This is a genomic window from Bradyrhizobium sp. AUGA SZCCT0176 (assembly GCF_018130145.1).
Lineage (GTDB): Bacteria > Pseudomonadota > Alphaproteobacteria > Rhizobiales > Xanthobacteraceae > Bradyrhizobium.
In genome coordinates, this window is sequence record NZ_JAFCMB010000002.1 from 638,824 (window position 1) to 658,289 (window position 19,466).

Annotated in this window: 19 protein-coding genes and 1 tRNA gene; 8 read left to right on the top strand and 12 right to left on the bottom strand. The window is 61.8% G+C overall.

From position 1 onward, the window contains the following. The first annotated feature begins 257 nt into the window (after positions 1–257). A complete protein-coding gene (locus tag JQ600_RS07970) occupies positions 258–1,517 on the top strand; it encodes a NarK/NasA family nitrate transporter (protein WP_212267886.1) in 1,260 nt (419 codons plus the stop codon). A 36-nt stretch (positions 1,518–1,553) separates the two neighbouring features. Next, positions 1,554–3,257 (top strand): protein kinase domain-containing protein, encoded by a 1,704-nt coding sequence (locus tag JQ600_RS37375; RefSeq protein ID WP_312012295.1) that lies wholly within the window; start codon positions 1,554–1,556, stop codon positions 3,255–3,257. A 15-nt stretch (positions 3,258–3,272) separates the two neighbouring features. On the opposite strand, the gene JQ600_RS07980 is transcribed toward JQ600_RS37375, so the two are convergent. From JQ600_RS07980 to JQ600_RS37540, 5 genes are all read right to left on the bottom strand, one after another. Then, the gene (locus JQ600_RS07980; protein WP_212209344.1) at positions 3,273–4,073 is read right to left on the bottom strand and encodes an AMP nucleosidase; all 801 of its coding nucleotides are present in this window, start codon (positions 4,071–4,073) and stop codon (positions 3,273–3,275) included. 99 nt (positions 4,074–4,172) lie between these two features. After that, the gene (locus tag JQ600_RS07985) at positions 4,173–5,405 is read right to left on the bottom strand and encodes a rhodanese-like domain-containing protein (RefSeq protein ID WP_212390272.1); all 1,233 of its coding nucleotides are present in this window, start codon (positions 5,403–5,405) and stop codon (positions 4,173–4,175) included. 106 nt (positions 5,406–5,511) lie between these two features. Beyond that, positions 5,512–6,603, bottom strand: a complete 1,092-nt coding sequence (locus JQ600_RS07990) for a patatin-like phospholipase family protein (RefSeq protein WP_212390273.1) — start codon at positions 6,601–6,603, stop codon at positions 5,512–5,514. A gap of 118 nt (positions 6,604–6,721) precedes the next feature. Further along, positions 6,722–7,966 (bottom strand): FAD-binding oxidoreductase, encoded by a 1,245-nt coding sequence (locus tag JQ600_RS07995; RefSeq protein WP_212390274.1) that lies wholly within the window; start codon positions 7,964–7,966, stop codon positions 6,722–6,724. A 91-nt stretch (positions 7,967–8,057) separates the two neighbouring features. Further along, complete coding sequence (locus JQ600_RS37540; protein WP_212267877.1) at positions 8,058–8,660, bottom strand: isochorismatase family protein; 603 nt, start codon at positions 8,658–8,660, stop codon at positions 8,058–8,060. Between the two features lie 340 nt (positions 8,661–9,000). Between JQ600_RS37540 and JQ600_RS08005 the strand changes: the two genes are divergently transcribed. After that, a complete protein-coding gene (locus JQ600_RS08005; protein WP_212390275.1) occupies positions 9,001–10,167 on the top strand; it encodes a S9 family peptidase in 1,167 nt (388 codons plus the stop codon). A 108-nt stretch (positions 10,168–10,275) separates the two neighbouring features. On the opposite strand, the gene JQ600_RS08010 is transcribed toward JQ600_RS08005, so the two are convergent. Next, the gene (locus JQ600_RS08010) at positions 10,276–11,280 is read right to left on the bottom strand and encodes a YafY family protein (protein ID WP_212390276.1); all 1,005 of its coding nucleotides are present in this window, start codon (positions 11,278–11,280) and stop codon (positions 10,276–10,278) included. Positions 11,281–11,448: 168 nt separating this feature from the next. Between JQ600_RS08010 and JQ600_RS08015 the strand changes: the two genes are divergently transcribed. Both JQ600_RS08015 and JQ600_RS08020 read left to right on the top strand, forming a co-directional pair. After that, a complete protein-coding gene (locus JQ600_RS08015) occupies positions 11,449–11,784 on the top strand; it encodes a DUF1127 domain-containing protein (protein ID WP_212390277.1) in 336 nt (111 codons plus the stop codon). Positions 11,785–11,967: 183 nt separating this feature from the next. Further along, positions 11,968–12,726, top strand: coding sequence for an SDR family oxidoreductase (locus JQ600_RS08020; protein WP_212390278.1), 759 nt, complete (start codon positions 11,968–11,970; stop codon positions 12,724–12,726). A gap of 108 nt (positions 12,727–12,834) precedes the next feature. Here JQ600_RS08020 and JQ600_RS08025 read toward each other — a convergent pair whose 3' ends face one another. After that, positions 12,835–13,188 (bottom strand): DUF2200 domain-containing protein, encoded by a 354-nt coding sequence (locus tag JQ600_RS08025; protein ID WP_212390279.1) that lies wholly within the window; start codon positions 13,186–13,188, stop codon positions 12,835–12,837. Positions 13,189–13,423: 235 nt separating this feature from the next. Here JQ600_RS08025 and JQ600_RS08030 point away from each other — a divergent pair, with 235 nt between their 5' ends. After that, positions 13,424–13,813: a hypothetical protein gene (locus JQ600_RS08030; RefSeq protein ID WP_212489769.1), complete on the top strand. Its 390-nt coding sequence runs from the start codon at positions 13,424–13,426 to the stop codon at positions 13,811–13,813. A 417-nt stretch (positions 13,814–14,230) separates the two neighbouring features. Here JQ600_RS08030 and JQ600_RS37545 read toward each other — a convergent pair whose 3' ends face one another. From JQ600_RS37545 to JQ600_RS08050, 5 genes are all read right to left on the bottom strand, one after another. Then, positions 14,231–14,896, bottom strand: a complete 666-nt coding sequence (locus tag JQ600_RS37545; RefSeq protein WP_409410646.1) for a DUF4145 domain-containing protein — start codon at positions 14,894–14,896, stop codon at positions 14,231–14,233. Next, the gene (locus JQ600_RS08035; protein ID WP_212489770.1) at positions 14,896–15,234 is read right to left on the bottom strand and encodes a hypothetical protein; all 339 of its coding nucleotides are present in this window, start codon (positions 15,232–15,234) and stop codon (positions 14,896–14,898) included. Before JQ600_RS08035 ends, JQ600_RS37545 begins: the two co-directional genes overlap by 1 nt. Before the next feature lie 429 nt (positions 15,235–15,663). Further along, on the bottom strand, positions 15,664–16,572 hold the full coding sequence (locus tag JQ600_RS08040; RefSeq protein WP_212489771.1) for a DUF6538 domain-containing protein: 909 nt from the start codon (positions 16,570–16,572) through the stop codon (positions 15,664–15,666). Positions 16,573–16,661: 89 nt separating this feature from the next. Beyond that, a tRNA-Arg gene (locus tag JQ600_RS08045) sits at positions 16,662–16,738 on the bottom strand. A gap of 203 nt (positions 16,739–16,941) precedes the next feature. After that, complete coding sequence (locus JQ600_RS08050; protein ID WP_312011062.1) at positions 16,942–18,420, bottom strand: HAMP domain-containing sensor histidine kinase; 1,479 nt, start codon at positions 18,418–18,420, stop codon at positions 16,942–16,944. 438 nt (positions 18,421–18,858) lie between these two features. On the opposite strand from JQ600_RS08050, the gene rpmH reads away from it, so the two are divergent. Next, positions 18,859–18,993 (top strand): 50S ribosomal protein L34, encoded by a 135-nt coding sequence (gene rpmH / locus JQ600_RS08055; protein ID WP_006609582.1) that lies wholly within the window; start codon positions 18,859–18,861, stop codon positions 18,991–18,993. A gap of 25 nt (positions 18,994–19,018) precedes the next feature. Beyond that, positions 19,019–19,459, top strand: coding sequence for a ribonuclease P protein component (rnpA, locus tag JQ600_RS08060; protein ID WP_212390291.1), 441 nt, complete (start codon positions 19,019–19,021; stop codon positions 19,457–19,459). Positions 19,460–19,466 lie beyond the last annotated feature (7 nt).

Below are 19,466 nucleotides of genomic sequence, written 5' to 3' on the forward strand. Positions count from 1 at the left end.
TTTGAGTGGCGCGGTTTGCTGCCCGCTGCAGCAGATCGGGTTTTCTTCCCTGGCGGTGGAATAGCGGTCAACGCGTTGCGATTAAAGGCAAAGTGCCGCTCGCAATCGAATGGCACAGATATTGCTGCCGTTAGCGCCAATCGAGACCGTCTCAATGACGAGAACGGCTCTCGCTTTCACCCATATTCCATCTGTCGTGCCGAGACCTGCCGCACCTGCGCGCACGCCATCGGCCGCATGATCGCGAGGCTGTCGCAATGAAGTTTGCTGAGTTTAAGAAGGCTGGCCATTGGCCGACGCTGCTGGCCGCGTTTCTTTACTTCGACATCAGTTTCATGGCCTGGGTCGCGCTCGGCCCGCTGATGGTCTACATCGCGCACGACATGAACCTCGCGGTCAGCGAGAAGTTTACCCTCGTGGCCATCCCGGTTCTGGCCGGCGCGCTGCTGCGCGTCCCGATGGGCATCCTGGCCGATATCATCGGCGCCAAGCGAACCGGAATTATCGCGCAGCTCATCGTCACCGCGGCGACGGCGTGGGTATGGCGGTACGGGCTCGACAGCAAGCTCGCGATCATCATCTTCGGCCTGGTGCTCGGCATTGGCGGCGCGTCCTTCGCCGTCGCTTTGCCACAGGCGAGCCGCTGGTACCCGCCGCAATATCAGGGCGTGGTGATGGGCATCGCAGGCGCCGGCAATATGGGCGTCGTCATCGATACGATGCTCGCACCGACGATCGCCGAGCATTTCGGCTGGCAGGCCGTGTTCGGTTTCCTGCTGATTCCGATGGTGCTGGTGCTCGCATATTACGTCTTCGCGGCCAAGGATGCGCCGGGCGAGCGCAAACCGATCTCGCTGAAGGCCTATGCCACGCTGCTGCGCGATCCTGACAGCCGCTGGTTCATGTTCTTCTACTTCATCACTTTCGGCGGCTTCGTTGGCCTCGCCAACGCGCTGCCGCTGTATTTCACCGTGCAGTATCACGTCTCCGGCGTCGCGGCAGGTCTGCTGGTCTCGCTGATCGTCGCCTTTGGCTCCGGCTTCCGCCCGGTCGGCGGGCTGATTGCCGACCGCATCGGCGGCATCCGCTCGCTGTCGGTGCTGTTCGCGGTTGTGGTTGCCGCTTATCTCGTCATCGCCTTCATGCCGGAAGGACCGGCGGCGCCGACCGCGGCGGGCTGGTCGCTACTGCAGATGCCGCGCATCGCGTGGATGTCGGTGCTGCTGTTCTCGGTCGGCGTGCTGGCGCTCGGCATGGGCAACGGCGCGGTGTTTCAACTCATCCCGCTCCGCTTCCGTCAGGACATCGGCCTGATGACCGGTCTGGTCGGGTGCGCCGGAGGCGTCGGCGGCTTTTTCCTGGCCCAGGCGCTCGGCACCGCCAAGGCCGCAACCGGCGGCTTCGGGGCCGGCTTCCTGTTTTTCGGGGTGCTGGCATTGCTTGGCTTTATCGGACTTGCCATGGTCAAGGTCCGATGGCGCACGACATGGGGCGCTGCATCGGGAGCGCGGGTCTGACGACGCGCGCTTCCAAGGGCTCGGCGGGTCTCTGACGTGACGATCGGTTCGCAGAGAAATCTTCAGGTGCGCGTCGGTTTCGTCAGCGAGACCGGCAAGCGCGCGACCAACGAAGACTACGTCGCGGCGTGCCTCGGTCAGACCGGCGCATTCAACCGCGACATCGTTGCCGCGGTGGCGGATGGCGTCGGAGGCCACAAGGGCGGACGGGAAGCCGCCGAACTGACTGTGCGTTGTTTTCTCGACGCCTACTATTCGCTTCCCGAAACGCTGGGCGTTCGGCGCATCGCCTCGCGGGCGCTGGAGGCCGCCAACAGCTGGATCTATGCGCAGGGCCGCGTCGATTCCCGGCTCAGCGGCATGAGCTGCGCGTTCTCGTCAATGATCCTGTCGCGCCGCACCTGTCACATTGTTCACATCGGCGACACACGCGCCTACCGCTTGAGCGAAGGCCGTCTGGAGCGGCTGACCAAGGACCACGTCGCAGGACGCGGCGACCTCGCCCATTTGCTCAACCGCGCCATCGGCTTCGAGGATTTCGCGCGCGTCGACTATACCGCGGTCGGCCTGCGGCAACATGATCGACTGCTGATCTGCAGCGACGGCATTCACGGCGCCCTCGACGACGGCCGCCTGCAGGTACTGCTCGACGAGCGCGCTTCGCCTGAGGAAACCGCGCGCAAGCTGGTGGACACGGCGCTGGCCGCCGGCAGCAGCGACAACATGACCGCGCTGGTGCTCGACGTCATCGACCTGCCGCCGGCCGACCGCAACGAACTCACCCACGCAATCGAAACCCTTCCCATCCTGGAGCTGCCGTCGTCCGGCGAGACCATCGACGATTTCGTGCTCCAGGAGGTGCTTTCCGACGGCCGCTATAGCCGGCTGTTCGTCGCCATCGACAAGCGGCAGAACCGCAAACTGGTGCTGAAATTTCCTCACCCCCGCGTTGCCAGCGAAGGTTCATATCGTCTCGCCTTCGTACGCGAAGCATGGGTGGCGGCCCGAGTCAGAAGCCTGTGGATCGGCGAGATCATCGAGGTTCCCGCCGGACGCCAGACGCGGCTCTATTCGGTGATGCCGCTGTACGAGGGCGAAACGCTCGAGCAGCGCCTGAACCGCTCGCCGCAGCTCTCGCTCACCGAAGGTATCGGGATTGCGACCAAGCTGGCACGTGCGGTGGCCACCTTGCATCGCGCCGGCATCATCCATCGCGACATCAAGCCTGACAACGTCATACTGCTGGCGGCCGGCGGATTGCGGCTGGTCGATCTTGGCGTCGCCCGGGTGCCGCTGCTCGAGGATTTCCCGGCGCAGGATATTCCGGGCACCGCGAGTTACATGGCGCCCGAGCTCTTCAGCGGCCGCGCGGGAGACGAATTTTCCGATCTCTATGCGCTTGGCGTGACCGTCTACCGCATGTTCAGCATCGCCTACCCCTATGGCGAGATCGAACCATTTTCGCGGCCACGCTTCGGCAAACCGGTTTCGCTGTCGCGCTACCGTCCCGATCTGCCGGCCTGGCTCGATGCCGTGATCGGCAAGGCGCTCGCCGTCGACCCCACCCAACGCTTCGGCGACGTCATCGAATTCGCCCACGAACTGGAAAATGGCGCCATGTGGGCAAAGCCCGCCGCCGTGAAGCGGCGAGCGCTCTATGAGCGCAATCCGCTGGTGTTCTGGAAAGTATTGTCGGCGAGCCTCGTCATCCTGGTCGCGATACTACTGGCGTGGCGCTGACATCAGGGGAATCCCTTACGTCTCGATGCCCCGGTCGAAATCGTCTTCGAAACGCAAATGCTTGACGCTGCGACCTCGGCGGCGCACCAGCTTCAGGGCTTCGATCCCGATCCTGATGTGGATCTCGACATAGTTCTCGGTCACCGTCCGGTCCGACGCTTCGGTCTTCACACCCTCGGGTATCATCGGCTGATCGGACACCAGTAGCAGCGCGCCGGTCGAAATATGGTTGGCGAATCCTGCCGCAAAAATCGTTGCCGTCTCCATATCGATCGCCATGCTTCGCGTGCGGCGCAAGATTTCCTTGAAGCGATCATCATGTTCCCAGACGCGGCGATTGGTGGTGTACACGGTGCCGGTCCAATAGTCGCGACCGAGATCGCGGATCATCGTCGACACCGCGCGCTGCAACTCGAACGCGGGCAGCGCGGGGACCTCCGGCGGCAAATAATCATTCGACGTCCCCTCGCCCCGGATGGCCGCGATCGGCAGGATCAAATCGCCAATCTGGTTTTTACGCTTCAATCCGCCGCACTTGCCGAGAAACAACACGGCCTTCGGCGCGATGGCGCTGAGCAGATCCATCACGGTCGCGGCGTTCGGGCTTCCCATGCCGAAATTGATCAGCGTGATGCCGTCGGCCGTGGCGTTGGGCATCGGCCGATCGATGCCGTTGACCAGAACGCCGTTCCCGGCGGCGAACCATTCGACGTAATTGTCGAAATTGGTCAGGAGAACATAATCTCCGAATTCAGAAAGCTGTGTGCCGGTGTAACGCGGCAGCCAGTTTTCCACGATGTCCTTTTTGTCTCTCATTGCCTTTCGACTCACCTCGCGGCGCCCAGCAAGGCCAAGACTATCACGCCGACAAGGACCCTGCCGCCGCCTTTCGGCATCAAATTACGAGGTAGCCATTCAAATCACGAAGAAACCATGGCTGGCGTCGCGCCGGAGCTGCTCGACCAGGCCATACTCCCAGTCGAGATAGGCCTGCATTGCAGCGGTCGAGACATCGGTGCCCTCATAGGGACGCCGGTAGCGGTGCGACGGATCGGGCTTTGGCAGGACCACGGGCGTGCCGACTTCCAGCGCACCGTCATAGCCGCCATCGAGCACATAGGCTTCCCATCCCATCTGCGCGAGCCAGGACGCGGTCATGTCGGCGCGGACGCCGAGATTATCTGACAGAAGAATCCGCGCGCCACGCACCGGTGCTGCCATGTCGATCTCCTGCACCAGCTGCCCGCCGGCGTAATGGCGGAAGCCCTGGAGGTGACCGGCGGCATATTCCTCGCCGTCGCGGACGTCGAAACGATAGAGCGTGCGGCTGGTCTGCGCCGCCAGCGCCCGCGCCTCTTGTGGCCCGACACGACGGACGCCGGCGCGATAGGCGACATCGCGCGAGTTGGCCTTGGCTTGTTCGGAAGCGCCGATCGCTCCGCGCCTGATGGCGCCGTGTTCGAGATCCTGCTTGGCCAATGTCCAGCCAATGGTGCCGTTGCGCAGCGCCACGACTTTATTGGCGACGCCGGCATTGATCAGCGACTGGGTGCCGATGATCGAGCGGGTGCGGCCGGCGCAATTGACGATGATGGTGGTTTCGGGATCCGGCGCCGCCTCGCCGGCGCGCAGCACCAGCTCGCCGCCGGGCACGCTGATCGAGCCCGGGATGTTCATGGTGGCGTATTCGTCGAAGCGGCGAACGTCGAGAATCCGGATATTGGCCTTGCGCGCAATCAGGCTTGCGACCTCTTCCGCCGCCAGCGACGGCGTGTGGCGGCGATGCTCCACCAGTTCGCCAAACGCCTTGGCGTAGGAATTGACGTCCTGGAACAGCTCAAAGCCCGCCGCCTGCCAGCCCTGCAGCCCGCCGTCGAGCGCGCGGACATTGGCGTATCCCAGCGTTTTGAATCGATCGATCGCCTGCGGGACGAGGCCTTCGCCCGCGTCGTAAACCACGATCGGCACGTCCTTGCGCGGCAGCCGCGTCTCCGCTTCGAGCGCGATGCGGTCGGCCGCCATGTTGGCGGCAAACAGCGGATGGCCGGTGGCGAAAGCCGCCTCGTGCCGCAGATCGAGCAACGCGATTTCATCGCGCAGCAGAAGCGCGGTGCGTACTTGCGAGGATGTGACGGTGGGTGAGGTCATGGCATGGCGGGTCTGGAGGTAGCGTTGCTGCCGTCATCGCACAACGCGGCGAATAATTCACCAGCAAATAACGAATGGCGCGCTACCCTTCGGCACCATTGCAGATTTAGAGATACACTTGGTCGATATTGACGGACGATTCGACGCCGAGCTTGACGAAATGGTTCGTCAGCCAGTCGTTCGCGCATTTCCGGCCCTGGTCGCGAAGAAAAACCAGAAAGTCCCAATCGGCGTTGTATTTGCTGGTCGGGCTGAGCGCCCCCATGAATTCATCGTCGGCGACGCTATGGATGAATATCTGCCGGACGTCTCCGCCGACGATATGGTTCTGCTTGACCAGCCTGGTAATGAAGCTGACCGCCCGCATCTCCCGCATCAGCGATGAATTGAAACTGATCTCATTGATGCGGTTCAGGATGTCGACTGCCGCGTACGGCAATTCTTTGCGGAACAGCGGATTGATATGAACGATGACAATATCGGAGCTCTTGCAGTTGTAGATGAGGGGGAACAGCGCCGGATTTCCCATGTAGCCGCCGTCCCAGTAGGCCTCACCGTCGATCTCGACGGCGTGAAACATGGTCGGAACACATGCCGAAGCCATCACGGCCGACGCTGAAATTTCAGTCCCCGAGAAGATCCTCACCTTGCCGGTGCGAACGTTGGTCGCAGACAGGAACAGCTTGACCGGACAGTCCGGACGCTTCAGCACCTCGAAATCGATCGATTGCTCGACCACTTCACGCAACGGGTTATAGTCCGACGGATTGAACTCATACGGCGACAGCACGCGCGTCACGAAGCCGAGCAGCGAGAAGACCGGCGACCAGGTCAGCTTGTGGTTCCCCAGCAGTCGGTCGATCGGGCTTGGTTGCAACGGCCCCAAACTCGCCGCGTCGCTGACACGCTTCCAGTAGTCGGTCAGCGCCTTGCGCGCCCCTTTGCGTCCGCCGACGGAAAGCCCGTAGGCAAAGACCGCCGCATTCATCGCGCCGGCACTGGTCGCACTCAATCCCTCGAAGGCAACGTCCTTTTCGTCGAGGAGCCGGTCGAGCACGCCCCAGGTAAAGGCGCCATGGGCGCCGCCACCCTGTAGGGCCAGATTGATCGTCCTCACCTGGTTGGAGAGGGCCGGTCCGTCGCCGGCGTTCCCTGCCTCAGGCGTTGCTGCCGAATAGCGCCCCGAAGCCGCTTCCATCGCAGAACTCCAATTTTAATGGTGTTCGCACGCATTCAGGAAGAAATGTGGCTCCCGAGTACAGGATCCGCAAGCAGAACCGAGTCAATAGATGTACTGAGGAAGGCGCCATGGAGCATCAGATGTAGCGGCTCGGCGCAAAAGCTGTGACGTCGTACGATGGTGGCGTTCCCCTGATCATGGCGGCGATCGCGGCGCCGGTCGCAGGCCCCGTGGTGAAGCCGATGTGCTGGTTGCCGAACGCCAGCCACAGGCCGGCATGCCGCGGCGCCGGGCCGATCATCGGCAGGCTGTCGGGCAGCGTCGGCCGCGCGCCGCGCCAGGTGTCGCCGACCTGCTCGCCAAATTCGACCACCTCGCGCGCCAGCGGTTCCACCGCATCGATCTGGGCGTAGGACGAAGGCGCATCATGGTCGGTGAGTTCGACGCCGGAGGTGACGCGAATGCCCTGCTCCATCGGCGTCATCAGGAAACTGCCATCGGCGTCATGGATTGGACGCCGCAACGCGCGCGCCGGGTTCGGCTTGAACTCGCGATGGTAACCGCGTTCGAACGCCAGCGGCACGCGATAGCCGAGCGGCCGCAGGATTTCCGCCGACCACGGTCCGAGCGCGACCACGACATGGCGCGCGGAAAGCGCGCCATCGGCGAGCACCACGCGCCAGCCCTCGCCGTCAGGCATGATCGCCCTAATCTCCGACTGCCGGATCTCGCCGCCTGCGCCCGCGAACATGCGCGCATAGGCTTTCACCACCGCGCCCGGCGAATCGACCGAGGCCGTCTGCGAATGCAGTAGCCCCACTTTATAGACCGGTACGATGCCTGGCTCGAGCGCGGAAATCGCCTGGCGGTCGAGCAACTGGCTTTCGATACCAAATTCGGTCAGCAAGGCCTGTTCCCGCTTCGCCACATCGATCGCGTCGCCGCGCCACGCCTTCAGCCAGCCGGTCTCGCGGATGCGGTGTCCTGCGCCCGCTTTCACGATCCAGTCCCGATGCAGTTTCAGCGATGCGCCGATGAGCCCGTGCAAAGCCGCGGCCCGCGGTCTGGTTCGAGACGGGATCGCGTTGGCCAGAAACTGGAGCACCCATTCCGCGTTGCGAATCGACCAGCCGATGTTCCAGCGCAGCGCCGCGTGCCGGTTGGTCAGGTATTTCGGCAGCGCGCTCCACAGCGACGGATTGTTCAGCGGCGATATCGAGCCGCTGGAGAGAATGCCGGCATTGCCGTAGGAGGTCTCGCTGCCGGGCTCACGCCGATCGACGAGCACGACCGACAACCCCTGCTGCCGCGCGGCATAGGCCGCGGACACGCCGACGATGCCCGCGCCGAGCACGACGACATCCACTTTCTTGTCCGACATCTATTTCACCATCAGGGAATTTCGCATTCGCACCATCTGCGTCAGCCCGCCGTCGAGCGGCAACAGCGCGCCAAGCGGGGACGCCTCCACCTCAAGACACAGCTTCTTCCGGGAGATCGGAAGGAAATTCGCCGAATGCCGCGACCATCTTTTCGGCATGCGGCGCACCTGCCACGGCCTCGACCAGCTCGAAGAACAGCGTCTTGTAGGACAGGATGATCACTCCCTCGGACCTCAGCCTCACCAACGCCGCATCGACATTGCGCGCCGACGAAAACAGCAGCTCCTCGACCGCGAAAACCTCAAAACCCATTTCGAGAAGACCAAGGCAGGATTGCAGGACACACACATCGGTCTCGCAACCCGCAACGACGATTTGCGTCTTCTTCAGCCGTTTCAGATGGGCCCGGATCGGCTTCTCCTTGGTGAGGTCGAAGAAATCCTTCTCGAAAACCTTTGCGGCGCTGCCGAGCGGCGCCTTGATATCCTGCGGCACCGCGCCTTTTCGGTGGACCGGCCGCTCGAGTGTGACGACCGTCGGAATACGCATATACGCAAGAAGGCGCGCGAAGTTGCGCATGTTTTTGCGCAGGCGAGAGCGGTTGCGCGGCTCGAGCTGCGCCAAAAAGAAATCCTGATAGTCGATGATCGCGCCGCAACACCGATCGGCATGGACGCGCTTTGGGACTGACATGAAGCGACGATAGTTTGTCCGCCGCCGTTTGACCAGAGACGGGGCTGCGAACCGGGCAATCTCGGCAACGACTGGTGCGCCACATGCCGGTGCGGTATCTCGCGATTACCATGTCGTACGATCCGGTCGAACGGATCGTGTCGCATCTCATCCGTGGACACGGTTTAATGCCTGGCTAGGTGAGCCAGATCACGGTTCTATTCCACCCGAGTGAGGTTGATGATTGGACCACACGATCGGCGCGGGCCAAGCGTGTGGCGGTGATGATCGTGCGACATGATGGCTGTGATGCGCTGCATGTTCAGGCCACGCCGCGCAATGCGCCTGCGGAGGTTCCACGATGAGGTCCATTTCTGCGATCGCGGCGGCCGTGGCAATGATCATGTCCATGGCAGTCTCCACGCCCGGCCTGACGCAAGCCGGGCCTGCCTCGCCACCGGACCACTCGGCCCTGCTCGAAGAAATCACCTTCCTCGATATTCGCGCGCCGGGTGGAAACTACCGGCTGGAAGCCTTGATCGTACGGCTGGCTGCCGCGAACGGACGGTTGCCGGTCGCTTTGCTCACGCATGGCAAGCCTCGGCTGCCGTCCGAACTCATGAACATGCGCGCCCCGTTGATGGCGCCGCAGGCCCGCGACCTTGCCTATCGCGGCTATCTCGCTGTCGCCGTGGTACGGCGCGGTTACGGGGTGTCGGGCGGGACAACGGGCCAACCCACCAATGCGGCCTATGCCAAATGCAATGATGCCGACCTGCGCCGCTACTTCTCGGTGGAGGCCGATGATCTCGAGCGCGCGTTGCGCGTCGTGGCCGGGCGCGCCGATGCCGACGCCTCGCAGGTGATCGCGATCGGCGGCTCCGTGGGAGGCGGCGCCGCGCTCGCGCTTGCGGCGCGCAATACCCCGGGGCTGAAAGCGGTCGTGAATCTCGCCGGCGCCATGCGGATTACCGACGCCCAAGGGCAACTCGCCTGCCCGCAGGATATGCCGATCGCGGCGCTGGCGTCTTTCGGCAGCCAGACAAAGACGCCGACGCTGTGGGTCTATTCGGAGAACGACGGCAATTTCGGGCCCGACGCCGCACGCAAGGTGCATGCGGCCTATGTCGCACAAGGCGGCGTCGCCACCTTGAAAATCGCTCCGTCGCTGCAACCGGCCGACGGTCACAACATCTTCGAACTTCCGGCAGGGCGGCAGCATTGGCTGGCGGCGCTCGACCCCTTCCTGCGCGCGCAGAACCTGCCGACCTGGAGTGCGCAACAGCTCGACGCGTTGATGCGGAAGTACAATATGCCGGCGACCCGCCGGCCGTGGCTCGAGGGATATTTCTCGCTCTACACCCCAAAAGTGCTGGTCCGCGCGCCGAACGGCGTGCCGAGCTATTCCGCGAGTACCGGCGGGCTTGAACCCGCGCAGAGATCCGCTTTGGAAAGCTGCGAGAAGGCGGCCAAGATGGCCTGCAATCCGGCCATGAAAAATTTCGATATCGTGGCAACGCCGAACTAAGGGCGTCGCCGTCGCGGCATCAACACCGTCGCAACTTTGGCGTCGATAAAAGTTGACCCACAAGCAATTTTTATTGCAAGCGGTGATCCGTCGGGCGCGGTGCCGCCTTCAGCGCTTGCGCTGTCGCGGACGGCGCTCCGCCAGTTGCATGGGCGCGTAGAGGCGGACCAGATCCTGCACCGTCTTGGCGAGCCGCTCGCGCAGTTCGGGGGGGTCGACGACTTCGGCGTCGGCGCCGAGCGCGATCAGACCGGACGCGGCCCGCTCGACCGACTCGATCGGGATCGTAATGCGGATCCAGCCGTCGGCATCCACCGGCGTTGCCGTCGCGGCGGCCGCCTGAGCGACGAGTGAGCCGAGGACTTCGAGCTTGGCGAGGCCACGCGCCGTCACGCGCAGCGTGGCGTTGGAATGGTAGACGCTGGTTTCGAACGCGCGCGATGAGGTGACCCAGAAGCGCGACAAGTCGAAATCCTTCCGCCGTTCGAACGACTCCTCGGTCACTGTAAGATCGATGAAGTTGGAGACGCGATAGGTGCGCGGCTGATCGCCGACCTGCGCGACGAGATACCAGATGCCCGCCTTGAGCACGAGGCCGAGCGGCTGCAGCCGGCGCTCGACCGCGCCCTCGGCGCGCCGGTAGTGCACGTCGATGCACTTCTCGTTCCATACCGCGTTGGCGATTGCCGGCAGCAGCCTGGCGTCATCGGCATTGCGGAACCAGCCAACGGGATCGAGGTGGAATCGCGCGGCGACGCGGCCCGCATTCGCGCGCGACCGTTCAGGCAATGCCGCGCTCAATTTCAGTTGGGCTGCGGTGAGCACGTCGGCGAGCCCGAGTTGCGCCGCGGGTCCCGGCAGGCCGGCGAGCGACAACGTCTCGGCCTCGGCGGGCGAAAGGCCCGTGAGCTTGGTGCGGTAGCCGTCGAGCAACTGAAATCCGCCGCTCGGGCCGCGATCCGCATAGATCGGAACGTCTGCGGCGCTGAGCTGATCGACGTCGCGATAGATGGTGCGAACCGAAACCTCGAACTCGCTCGCCAGCTCTTCGGCCGTCATCCGGCCGCGGGCTTGCAGAAGCAACAGGATCGACAACAGCCGGCTCGCGCGCATTTCCGCAGCCTAGCAGAAAATACCTGACACATCCTGTCAGGTATGGCGGCGCATAATCAGAACAGCAATCGCCGACACCGTCACGGGTCGGCAAAATTCAACATAACACACTGAAATTACTACGATATTTCTTTCGAATGGCCGCAACACAGAGAAGAGGAGACGATCATGTCGACATTGGTGTCAGAACGCCGTCAGCCGATCATCGCGCCCAAACTTCTGGACCGAGTCCCGGCGCAACGCTCGACCCCGCGGACACCGGCCACGCACGAGCCGGCAGCCGCTGTGCCTGCTCACGCGGTGGTGACACCGCGCGCGACCTGGAGCCTGATCCTGGACCTGATCGTCGCGACACTGCGCGAGTGGCGCCACCGCAGCGTGGCGCGCCGCGAACTCGCCAGCCTCGACGAGCGGATGCTCCGCGATATCGGCCTCGATGCCGGCACCGTCGACTACGAGGCAAGCCAGTCGTTCTGGCGGACCCCTCGCGATTGGCGAAACTGAGAAGCGCAACCTTTGCTCATCCGTGATGGGCTGGCTTCATCGGCAGGCTGGCACGATCCATTTCTCTTGCGATGTCTCTCTTGCGATGTCGCCGACACCAGTTGTTTGAGGTCGGGAAACGGGTGGCTGCGCTGCGTACACAACTGTTAGAGCGCCCTGACACAACCTTCTGGAGCGCTCGTTATGGAACTGAAAAACAAGTCGATCATCGTCACTGGCGCAAGCAGTGGGATAGGCGCAGCGGCGGCTTTGCTGTTCGCAGCCGAGGGCGCCAATGTGGTCCTTGGCGCGCGCCGATCGGCGGAGCTGGAAACGCTTGCCGGGCAAATCAATCAAGGCAATGGCAAGGCTGTGTTTCTTTCCGGCGATGTAAGGGATGAAAACTACGCCAATGCTCTCGTCGATCTCGCCATAAGGGAGTTCGATGGGTTGGATGGCGCATTCAATAATGCCGGCATCGTGGGGGAGATGGGGCCGGTCGCCGATATGGGAATCGCCAATTGGAACGATGTCATGTTGGTCAATCTGACAAGCGCGTTCCTGGCCGCGAAGGCGCAGATACCGGTCATGAAGAAGCGAGGGCAAGGTTCGATTGTCTTCACGTCTTCCTTTGTGGGCTTCAGCAACGGGGGAATGCCGGGAATGGGGGCCTATGCGGCGTCCAAAGCCGGGTTGATCGGCCTGGTGCGGTCACTGGCATCCGACCACGCCGCAGATGGCGTCCGGGTCAATTCACTGTTGCCGGGCGGCACGATTACGCCAAGCGGCGGAGAGGGAAATCCTGCCGCTTTGGATTTCATCGCAAATCTGCATCCAATGAAACGAATGGCGAATGCAAAGGAGGTGGCGCAAGCAGCCCTTTTCCTGCTTTCCGATCGCTCGACCTTCATGACAGGAAGCCCGATGATCGTGGATGGCGGCATCTCCGTTCGACTGACATAGGCCAGACGTACGTCTGAATGGCCAGGGCGGCCGAGACGTATGCGGGCCGCCCTACGACGACGAATTGCGACAGTCTTCGTCTGAAGCGGCCGCTCGCGAACAAATCGATTACGGCTTCCGCAAAATCTTCTCCATCGCTTTCCCCTTTGCAAGTTCATCGATGAGTTTGTCCAGGTAGCGGATTTCACGCATCGTCGGTTCGGCAATTTCCTCGACGCGGACGCCGCAGACCTTGCCTGTGATCAGGGTTCGCGAGGGATTCAGCCGAGGCGCCTTTGCAAAGAAGGTTTCAAAGTCCGCTTGCTTTTCCAGTTGCGCTTTCAGCTCTGCACCGCGATAGCCGGTCAACCACGCGATGATCTGATCGATTTCCGCTTTTGTACGTCCTTTTTGCTCTGCCTTGGCAATGTACAGCGGATAGACGCTTGCAAAGCTCGTTGTGTAGATCCGGTGTTTCGCCATGTTGCGGTTTCCGCCTGCCGAGTCGACGCGCTCTCCTATGAGATTAGGTGCACTGTCACCATAATCCCATCGCCAATTCCTCCAGCGCTTCGGAATTCCTGCATGGTATGGCGAAGATCCCACTTGGTTGAGCGCTGTCGCGTCAATATTCTGGGGGACAAGGTTCCGAACGACATGGCCGGGGCGGCGCGTCCGCCTGGCGAGTTCATGATCTCAACTGCCTCAGCACGGTACCATGAGCCTTTCAGCCGACGCTCTGTACAAAATGTCCGACGTGGAATTGCTGGCCGCCTATGTCGAAAGCCGGCGACAATTCGTCGAAAAGAAATTCACGCGCGATACACACCGGGCGCGGCTGGATTGGATCAAGGCCAAGATGTTCACCGGCAGCTCGGGCGGGGTCACCGAGCGCAACATGGCTATCGACGTCTCGGAGGAAATTGCGCGCAAGGGTCAGGAATTGCGCGAGATGACGCGCGACCTCGACCTGCTCAAGGTCGAGGTCGACATCATCGCGATCGTCATTCGATCCCGCGGCGCGTCGGCGCCGGCGGGCGTGCAAGGCGAAGACCTGGGTGGAGGCGATCATCCCGAGCGCGAAGGCCGTTCGGGCTCGTCCGACTGACGGTGAGCACGCGACGGCAACTTGCAGTTCGGGCCGCTTCATGTCGGGAAAAATAAGCTGTCACTGAAACGGCAAATGGCGCGCCCGAAGAGAGGCGATGCTCAATCACAGAAAGCGCTGTATCTATTGAGAAATTCGATTTCCTGCCGCGCCATTTGATACCACAGAAGTGTACCACCGCAAAGGCAACCTTCAGCCCGCCCCGCCCCGCAGCGGCGCATTGTTGTCAATGGTACCGATGCCTCGGCAGGTCTGGCAAACCCCATTGTCTGAGACATTCTTGTTTTGGCTACTGCAAACCGGGCAGATCAACCATTCCTTCTTGCCTTCGTTATAGATTTCCATTCGCCCATCACACGCTACACACAGGCACTTTCCCTTACATACGGGGCATAGGACAATCGTCATGTCTTCGTCCTAACGCCGCTGCCTAGGCGGCCGAGGAGGGATTAGGCTCGCGGCCGTTTTGAGCATCGGACCCGTTATGTAATGGTTTTGCACGAGACCTTCCATTGTTGCCAACATGGCTTGGATCAGTTGGCGAGGTGGCCTAAAGGCCCGATGACTTGATGCCGACCCAGCATCAATCACCGTTTCTAGTTCATCCTTCTGCCGACCGGTGAGATGGCCTTGCGCAACCATCTCGGTTAGCTTCTTCTCAAACGGCCCGTAGTCCGCGCCTAGAACTACGTTCATCAGATGATCGAGAGCAGTCCTGGTCCCCATCGACAAAAGCCGCACCTGCTCATCGTTTGCCGCCGAATAAATCTCGGTGAGCAGACCGAATAGATCACTATCCAATGCTTCAAGATCTCCAATCCAATCGGGAGGCCAAGCCCAAAGTCGAGCCGGTTGAAACTCGACCCGCGTTAGTGTCGTTGAACTCCCTTCAAAATAACCGTCGAAGTACCATTGCTCAATCCGCGCGGAATAGTCGCGGCAGCCCCTGCATCGTAGCGCGTAACTCTTTACGCTACTGACCTCTCCATTTGGCCCCTCGTCGGATGCCTCCCGAACGTCCAATACATCGTGCTCGGTTTCCCGCTTGCAGAGGTTGCAGGGAGAGCGGATGACCTTACTCACTACTCCAACCCTCGAAGGAACTTGAAGATCACATTTACTGGCCCTACTGGTAATTGAATGAGGACAGGCTGCCCGCTCGAAAATGCCTGACGTGGCACCTCCGCATTAAAGGGCACTTTGTAAGCCACCGGCCTTGCTGGGATGCCTTGCACGAGTGTCGATCCGGGTGGCACCGTCAGTTCAGCGGCCACCGTGACCATACCATTGGCGTCTCGATAAGTGCCGTCGTACAGCACCCCAGAGAAATCGGCTCCCGTCAAACGGCCCGCTCGAAATAAGAGCATCCCCATGCCCCAATCCGACGTCCCTCGGAACGTTATAGAGTAAATGCCTTCCATTCTTGGTCTCCTAGCCGACCAAAACCTGTCAGCGCCCCAAGGCTCTCTTTGCGCTAAAGGGGGCCGCGGTCGATGTGGCCTGCTTTAGCACGAAGTTATCAAGTTCAGTCTGGATGAGGCAGGTCTTCGACGAGAGCTATTCCCGGCGTTGTGAGCCAGTTGTAAAGCCCAGCCCGTGTGATCGATCCCTCTAAGAGCCTCAAAATCGCTTCAACAAGGTCAGACACATCCACGACGCACAGCCTTCCACAACGCTCAATAACTCCCGGCACGCTTGGCTCTACACCGGGGCTGCACAACGTTAGACATGCATATTCTCGCAATCCAATTAGCTCCGAAGCAGTTAGAACCTCTGTAGCCGAATTTAGAGCAATCAACTGGTCATCGCCAATTCTGGACTTCACTTCCACCACAATGGAAGGATAATTCTCAACGGTTATCAAGAAATCGGGATGCGCCTGCTGCCCACGGTTGTCCACCGGACCGCTTTCGAGGCACATCCTGCAACGCCTCAACAAACTGGCGGACGTGGGCGCGGGTGATAGCCGTCAACGGCAAATCACCATGAAGCTGGATAAAGAGCGAAACTGCTCGCTCGAACTCATCTGCCGTTCGTCCTGTCGAGTTCTTTGCCTTCTTCCAACCGTTGTAAGCCGCGCTCAGCAGGCCGCCGCTTCTTGCCTGCGAAGCGATGTTGAGCATGTTGGGAGTTTCGACGGGTTCGCCACGGCTTCTTGCACGAAGAGCGCTATAGGCCCTTACGTGCTCTCTAAGGACGACGAGTGAGAGCTTTTTGTACGCATCGCACCGTCCGTCGAGCCGGAGTTGAAACACGTCCAGAAGCGCTTCGACTTCCTCCTTGACGTACTCAAGATCATTCGCAGCCAGTGCGTCCTGTGCATCGTCAAGGATTTCCGTGACGGCCAGGTCATGTTCTGACCTCGCGTCCACCTCAAAATGCTCAAGCGCCGTCCGGTCTTCGTCCGAATACTGCTGCAAGCCTGCCTGTCTTAGCCGATCGTCTTCAGCGAGCACGGCAGCAAAATGGTAGTGCCCCATGCGGGTGCTTTCGTAGTCCGTCAGTTCGGTGCGAACGGGATGCTGAACGAGCAACGCCTCGGCCTGCGCGAGGACGTGGTTGAACGTCATGAGAACTGGCGCGGCAAGGACCTTCGCCCGCTTTGCGTCCTTGGTCGCCAGCGACTTTTTGAGCCACGACACCCGCTCCTTGGCTACGCCCGGCACCCGTGCGGTCGCAACTTCAAGAGCCTTCGGCACCTTCCGGCGCACATGGAACACACCGTGTTCGTTCTTAATCAAACCCATTCCGAAACGCATAGTTGATCCCACCGCTTGATACCAGTGCGGCAGGACGAAGCCCTTGAGCTATCGAGTTAATCCCAGAAAATAAGGGTTTCTGATGTTGATGGCGCGCCCGAAGAGATTCGAACTCCTGACCCCCAGATTCGTAGTCTGGTGCTCTATCCAGCTGAGCTACGGGCGCGTTTTTCGCCAAGACCCTTTTTAGCAAAGGCCATCGTGGGCTAGTCGCCCCGATGCATCCGAATGGTGTCGGAAACGTCGCGAAAGAGCGCTTTAGCTACCCGCTCCGCGTCCGATTGGCAAGCTCCGGAACGCGGGTTTTGGCAAACGATTTGGCCGGGCAAATCGGCCAGATCGGTCACAAAACGCAGCAAATAGCGTGATTTACGCCCTTGCCCGCTCGTTGCGGACGCTTTGCAGTTCCACCGGGCGGTCGGGAATCGAGATCCGGAAGGTGGCGCCGATGGTGCCTTCGACCAGATGGATATCGCCGCCATGGGCGCGAACCAGTTCGGCGGCGATGGCGAGGCCAAGCCCGCTGCCGCCGGGCCGGCCGGAGGTCTGGAAAGCCTCGAACAAATGCTCGCGCGCCCGCGCCGGCACGCCGGGGCCGGTATCGGAAACCTCGATGATCGCGACCGCGCCTTCGCGGCGGCCGGTGATGCGAATCTGCAGCGCCGCCGCATCGCCCTTCGGGCGGCTTTCGAGCGCCTGCGCGGCGTTGCGCACCAAATTGAGCAGCACGCGAAACATCTGATCGGGATCGGCGTCCACAGTGAGCCCGCGCTCGATCGCACTGACCCAGGCGATCGAGGCGTCGGCGGCAAGGCCTGCGGATTCGCGCACTTCGGCCACCACGGGCTCGACCAGCATCATGCGGCGGTCGGGGGCGGCTTCCTGCACGCGGCCATAAGAAAGGGTCGACTGGCAGAAATCGATGGCGCGCTCCAGCGATCGCATCAGTTTTGGCGCAAAGCGCTGTACCCGCGGATCGGGCACGCTGGCGAGCTGGTCGGACAATAATTGCGACGATGCCAGCAGATTGCGCAAATCATGGTTGATCTTGGAGACCGCAAGGCCGAGTGCGGCGAGCCGGCTCTTTTGATGCAGCATCGACACCAGGTCGCGCTGCATGTCGGACAATTCGCGCTCCACGACCCCGATCTCGTCGCCGCGCTGGCTCGGCACGATGATGCGCGCCGAACTTTCCGGGTTTTCATGGAAACCGACCAGGTTCGCGGTCAGCCGCCGCATCGGCCGCACGAACAGATGATGCATGGCGAAATAGACCAGCGCCGCCGTCAGCATGGCGATAGCCAATGAGACCAGGAGCGTGTTGCGCGAGAAGCGGTACATCGCCTGCCGCAGCGGCGCCTCGTCGACGACGACCTCGATGAATTGCCCGCCGCCGGGCGCAGGTCCCACCACGCGGATCACATGATTGTCGGTTGCCAGCATGGTTTCGATGGAATCGACGATGGCGGACCATACCGTGATGGTCCGCATATCGATGTCGTGGTCGATCGCCGTCGGCAAATCGGCGCTCGCGAGCAGACGGCGCTGCTGCCCCATCTTGATGGCGACCGCGCGGGCGCCGACGCTCTTCAAGATCTGCCGCGCCAGCGATTCCGGGACCATGCCCGAGGGTGCGGCGTCCAGCACCAGCGCCGCGGTGCTCGCCGCGGCAATGCGGTCGTTCAGGCGGTTGATGCGGAAATTCGCGATCGCTGGCACATAGATCATCAGGCCGGCGATCATGACGAGGGGAATGGTGAGCAGCAGCAGCTTGCCGGACAGGCCGAGCCGGCGCGGCGGCGTTGGCCGCGGCGCTTCGATGGTCGGCTGGTCGTCGGTCGCTGACACGAAATATCCGCCTTGATAACCTTGTTTTACGCACAGGATCGGAGCTTAAGACCGGCTTCACTGCCGCCGCCCGCACGCTGATTTGCGAGGATGCGTTCCGGCCACGGACCGGTCAAATTACCGATCGCTAATGTCGGCCGGTTCCGATGTCAGGGGCGAGTTGCCGTCCCGTCCCTAAAAACCCCGCGAAAACAATAATATTCGCCCCAATTGTGCCATTTCAAAGAAGCCCGATTGCGGCTCCGCGCAACATTGACGAAAACAGGTCGCTCCCGTATAAGCCGCGCAATTGTCCGCTATGGCCCGGTCTGACCGGGGGCGGCTCATTTGGGGCCGTCGATGGCCCGTCTTGGGCCGGCCAGCATTACCGGACTTACCATCAATTCAGCGGCAGTTTGCAATTCAGCGGCAGCTTGCCAGGTTAGCGGAGAACTACCCGTGAAGCGGACTTATCAACCCAGCAAACTGGTGCGCAAGCGCCGTCACGGCTTCCGCGCCCGTCTCGCCACGACCGGCGGCCGCAAGGTTCTCGCTGCGCGCCGTGCGCGTGGCCGCAAGCGTCTGAGCGCCTGAGCCGGACGTCTCCGGAGACCTTATTATGGATCGGCTAAGGCAGCGGGCGGACTTCCTCGCCGTTGCCAATGGCGCGCGAGCCAACAGCGCCGCCTTCGTGGTGCAGGGACGCTGCCGCGACGATGATGGCCCGATCCGGATCGGTTTTACCGTTACCAAAAAGAACGGTACCGCTACCGAGCGTAATCGTATCCGGCGCAGGCTTCGCGAACTGGTGAAGCGGCTGGACGTCATACCGATGCGACCGCACCATGATTATGTGCTAGTCGGGCGGCGCGCGGCGCTGCATCGCGACTTTACGACCATGCTCGACGACCTTCGCCAGGCGCTGCTTCGTCTCGACCGGCAGCCGGCAAAAGTGGCCAAAGCGCTTCCGAGCGAAGCCGCTACCGGTTCGCGTCAAGACAACGCGTCCAAAGACACCAAAATAAAGACGACGGCGCGAGCCGGAACCCGAGTTGAATGACGAGACC

What these genes read in the sequence shown, in the direction of transcription:
- JQ600_RS08035 (WP_212489770.1), bottom strand. Translation starts at nt 15,234, where the DNA reads ATGGAAGGCATTTACTCTATAACGTTCCGAGGGACGTCGGATTGGGGC.
- JQ600_RS08005 (WP_212390275.1), top strand. Translation starts at nt 9,001, where the DNA reads ATGAGGTCCATTTCTGCGATCGCGGCGGCCGTGGCAATGATCATGTCC.
- JQ600_RS08025 (WP_212390279.1), bottom strand. Translation starts at nt 13,188, where the DNA reads ATGGCGAAACACCGGATCTACACAACGAGCTTTGCAAGCGTCTATCCG.
- JQ600_RS37540 (WP_212267877.1), bottom strand. Translation starts at nt 8,660, where the DNA reads ATGTCAGTCCCAAAGCGCGTCCATGCCGATCGGTGTTGCGGCGCGATC.
- JQ600_RS08040 (WP_212489771.1), bottom strand. Translation starts at nt 16,572, where the DNA reads ATGCGTTTCGGAATGGGTTTGATTAAGAACGAACACGGTGTGTTCCAT.
- JQ600_RS08020 (WP_212390278.1), top strand. Translation starts at nt 11,968, where the DNA reads ATGGAACTGAAAAACAAGTCGATCATCGTCACTGGCGCAAGCAGTGGG.
- JQ600_RS07985 (WP_212390272.1), bottom strand. Translation starts at nt 5,405, where the DNA reads ATGACCTCACCCACCGTCACATCCTCGCAAGTACGCACCGCGCTTCTG.
- JQ600_RS07980 (WP_212209344.1), bottom strand. Translation starts at nt 4,073, where the DNA reads ATGAGAGACAAAAAGGACATCGTGGAAAACTGGCTGCCGCGTTACACC.
- JQ600_RS08030 (WP_212489769.1), top strand. Translation starts at nt 13,424, where the DNA reads ATGAGCCTTTCAGCCGACGCTCTGTACAAAATGTCCGACGTGGAATTG.
- rnpA (WP_212390291.1), top strand. Translation starts at nt 19,019, where the DNA reads ATGGATCGGCTAAGGCAGCGGGCGGACTTCCTCGCCGTTGCCAATGGC.
- JQ600_RS08010 (WP_212390276.1), bottom strand. Translation starts at nt 11,280, where the DNA reads ATGCGCGCGAGCCGGCTGTTGTCGATCCTGTTGCTTCTGCAAGCCCGC.
- JQ600_RS07970 (WP_212267886.1), top strand. Translation starts at nt 258, where the DNA reads ATGAAGTTTGCTGAGTTTAAGAAGGCTGGCCATTGGCCGACGCTGCTG.
- JQ600_RS07990 (WP_212390273.1), bottom strand. Translation starts at nt 6,603, where the DNA reads ATGGAAGCGGCTTCGGGGCGCTATTCGGCAGCAACGCCTGAGGCAGGG.
- JQ600_RS08015 (WP_212390277.1), top strand. Translation starts at nt 11,449, where the DNA reads ATGTCGACATTGGTGTCAGAACGCCGTCAGCCGATCATCGCGCCCAAA.
- JQ600_RS07995 (WP_212390274.1), bottom strand. Translation starts at nt 7,966, where the DNA reads ATGTCGGACAAGAAAGTGGATGTCGTCGTGCTCGGCGCGGGCATCGTC.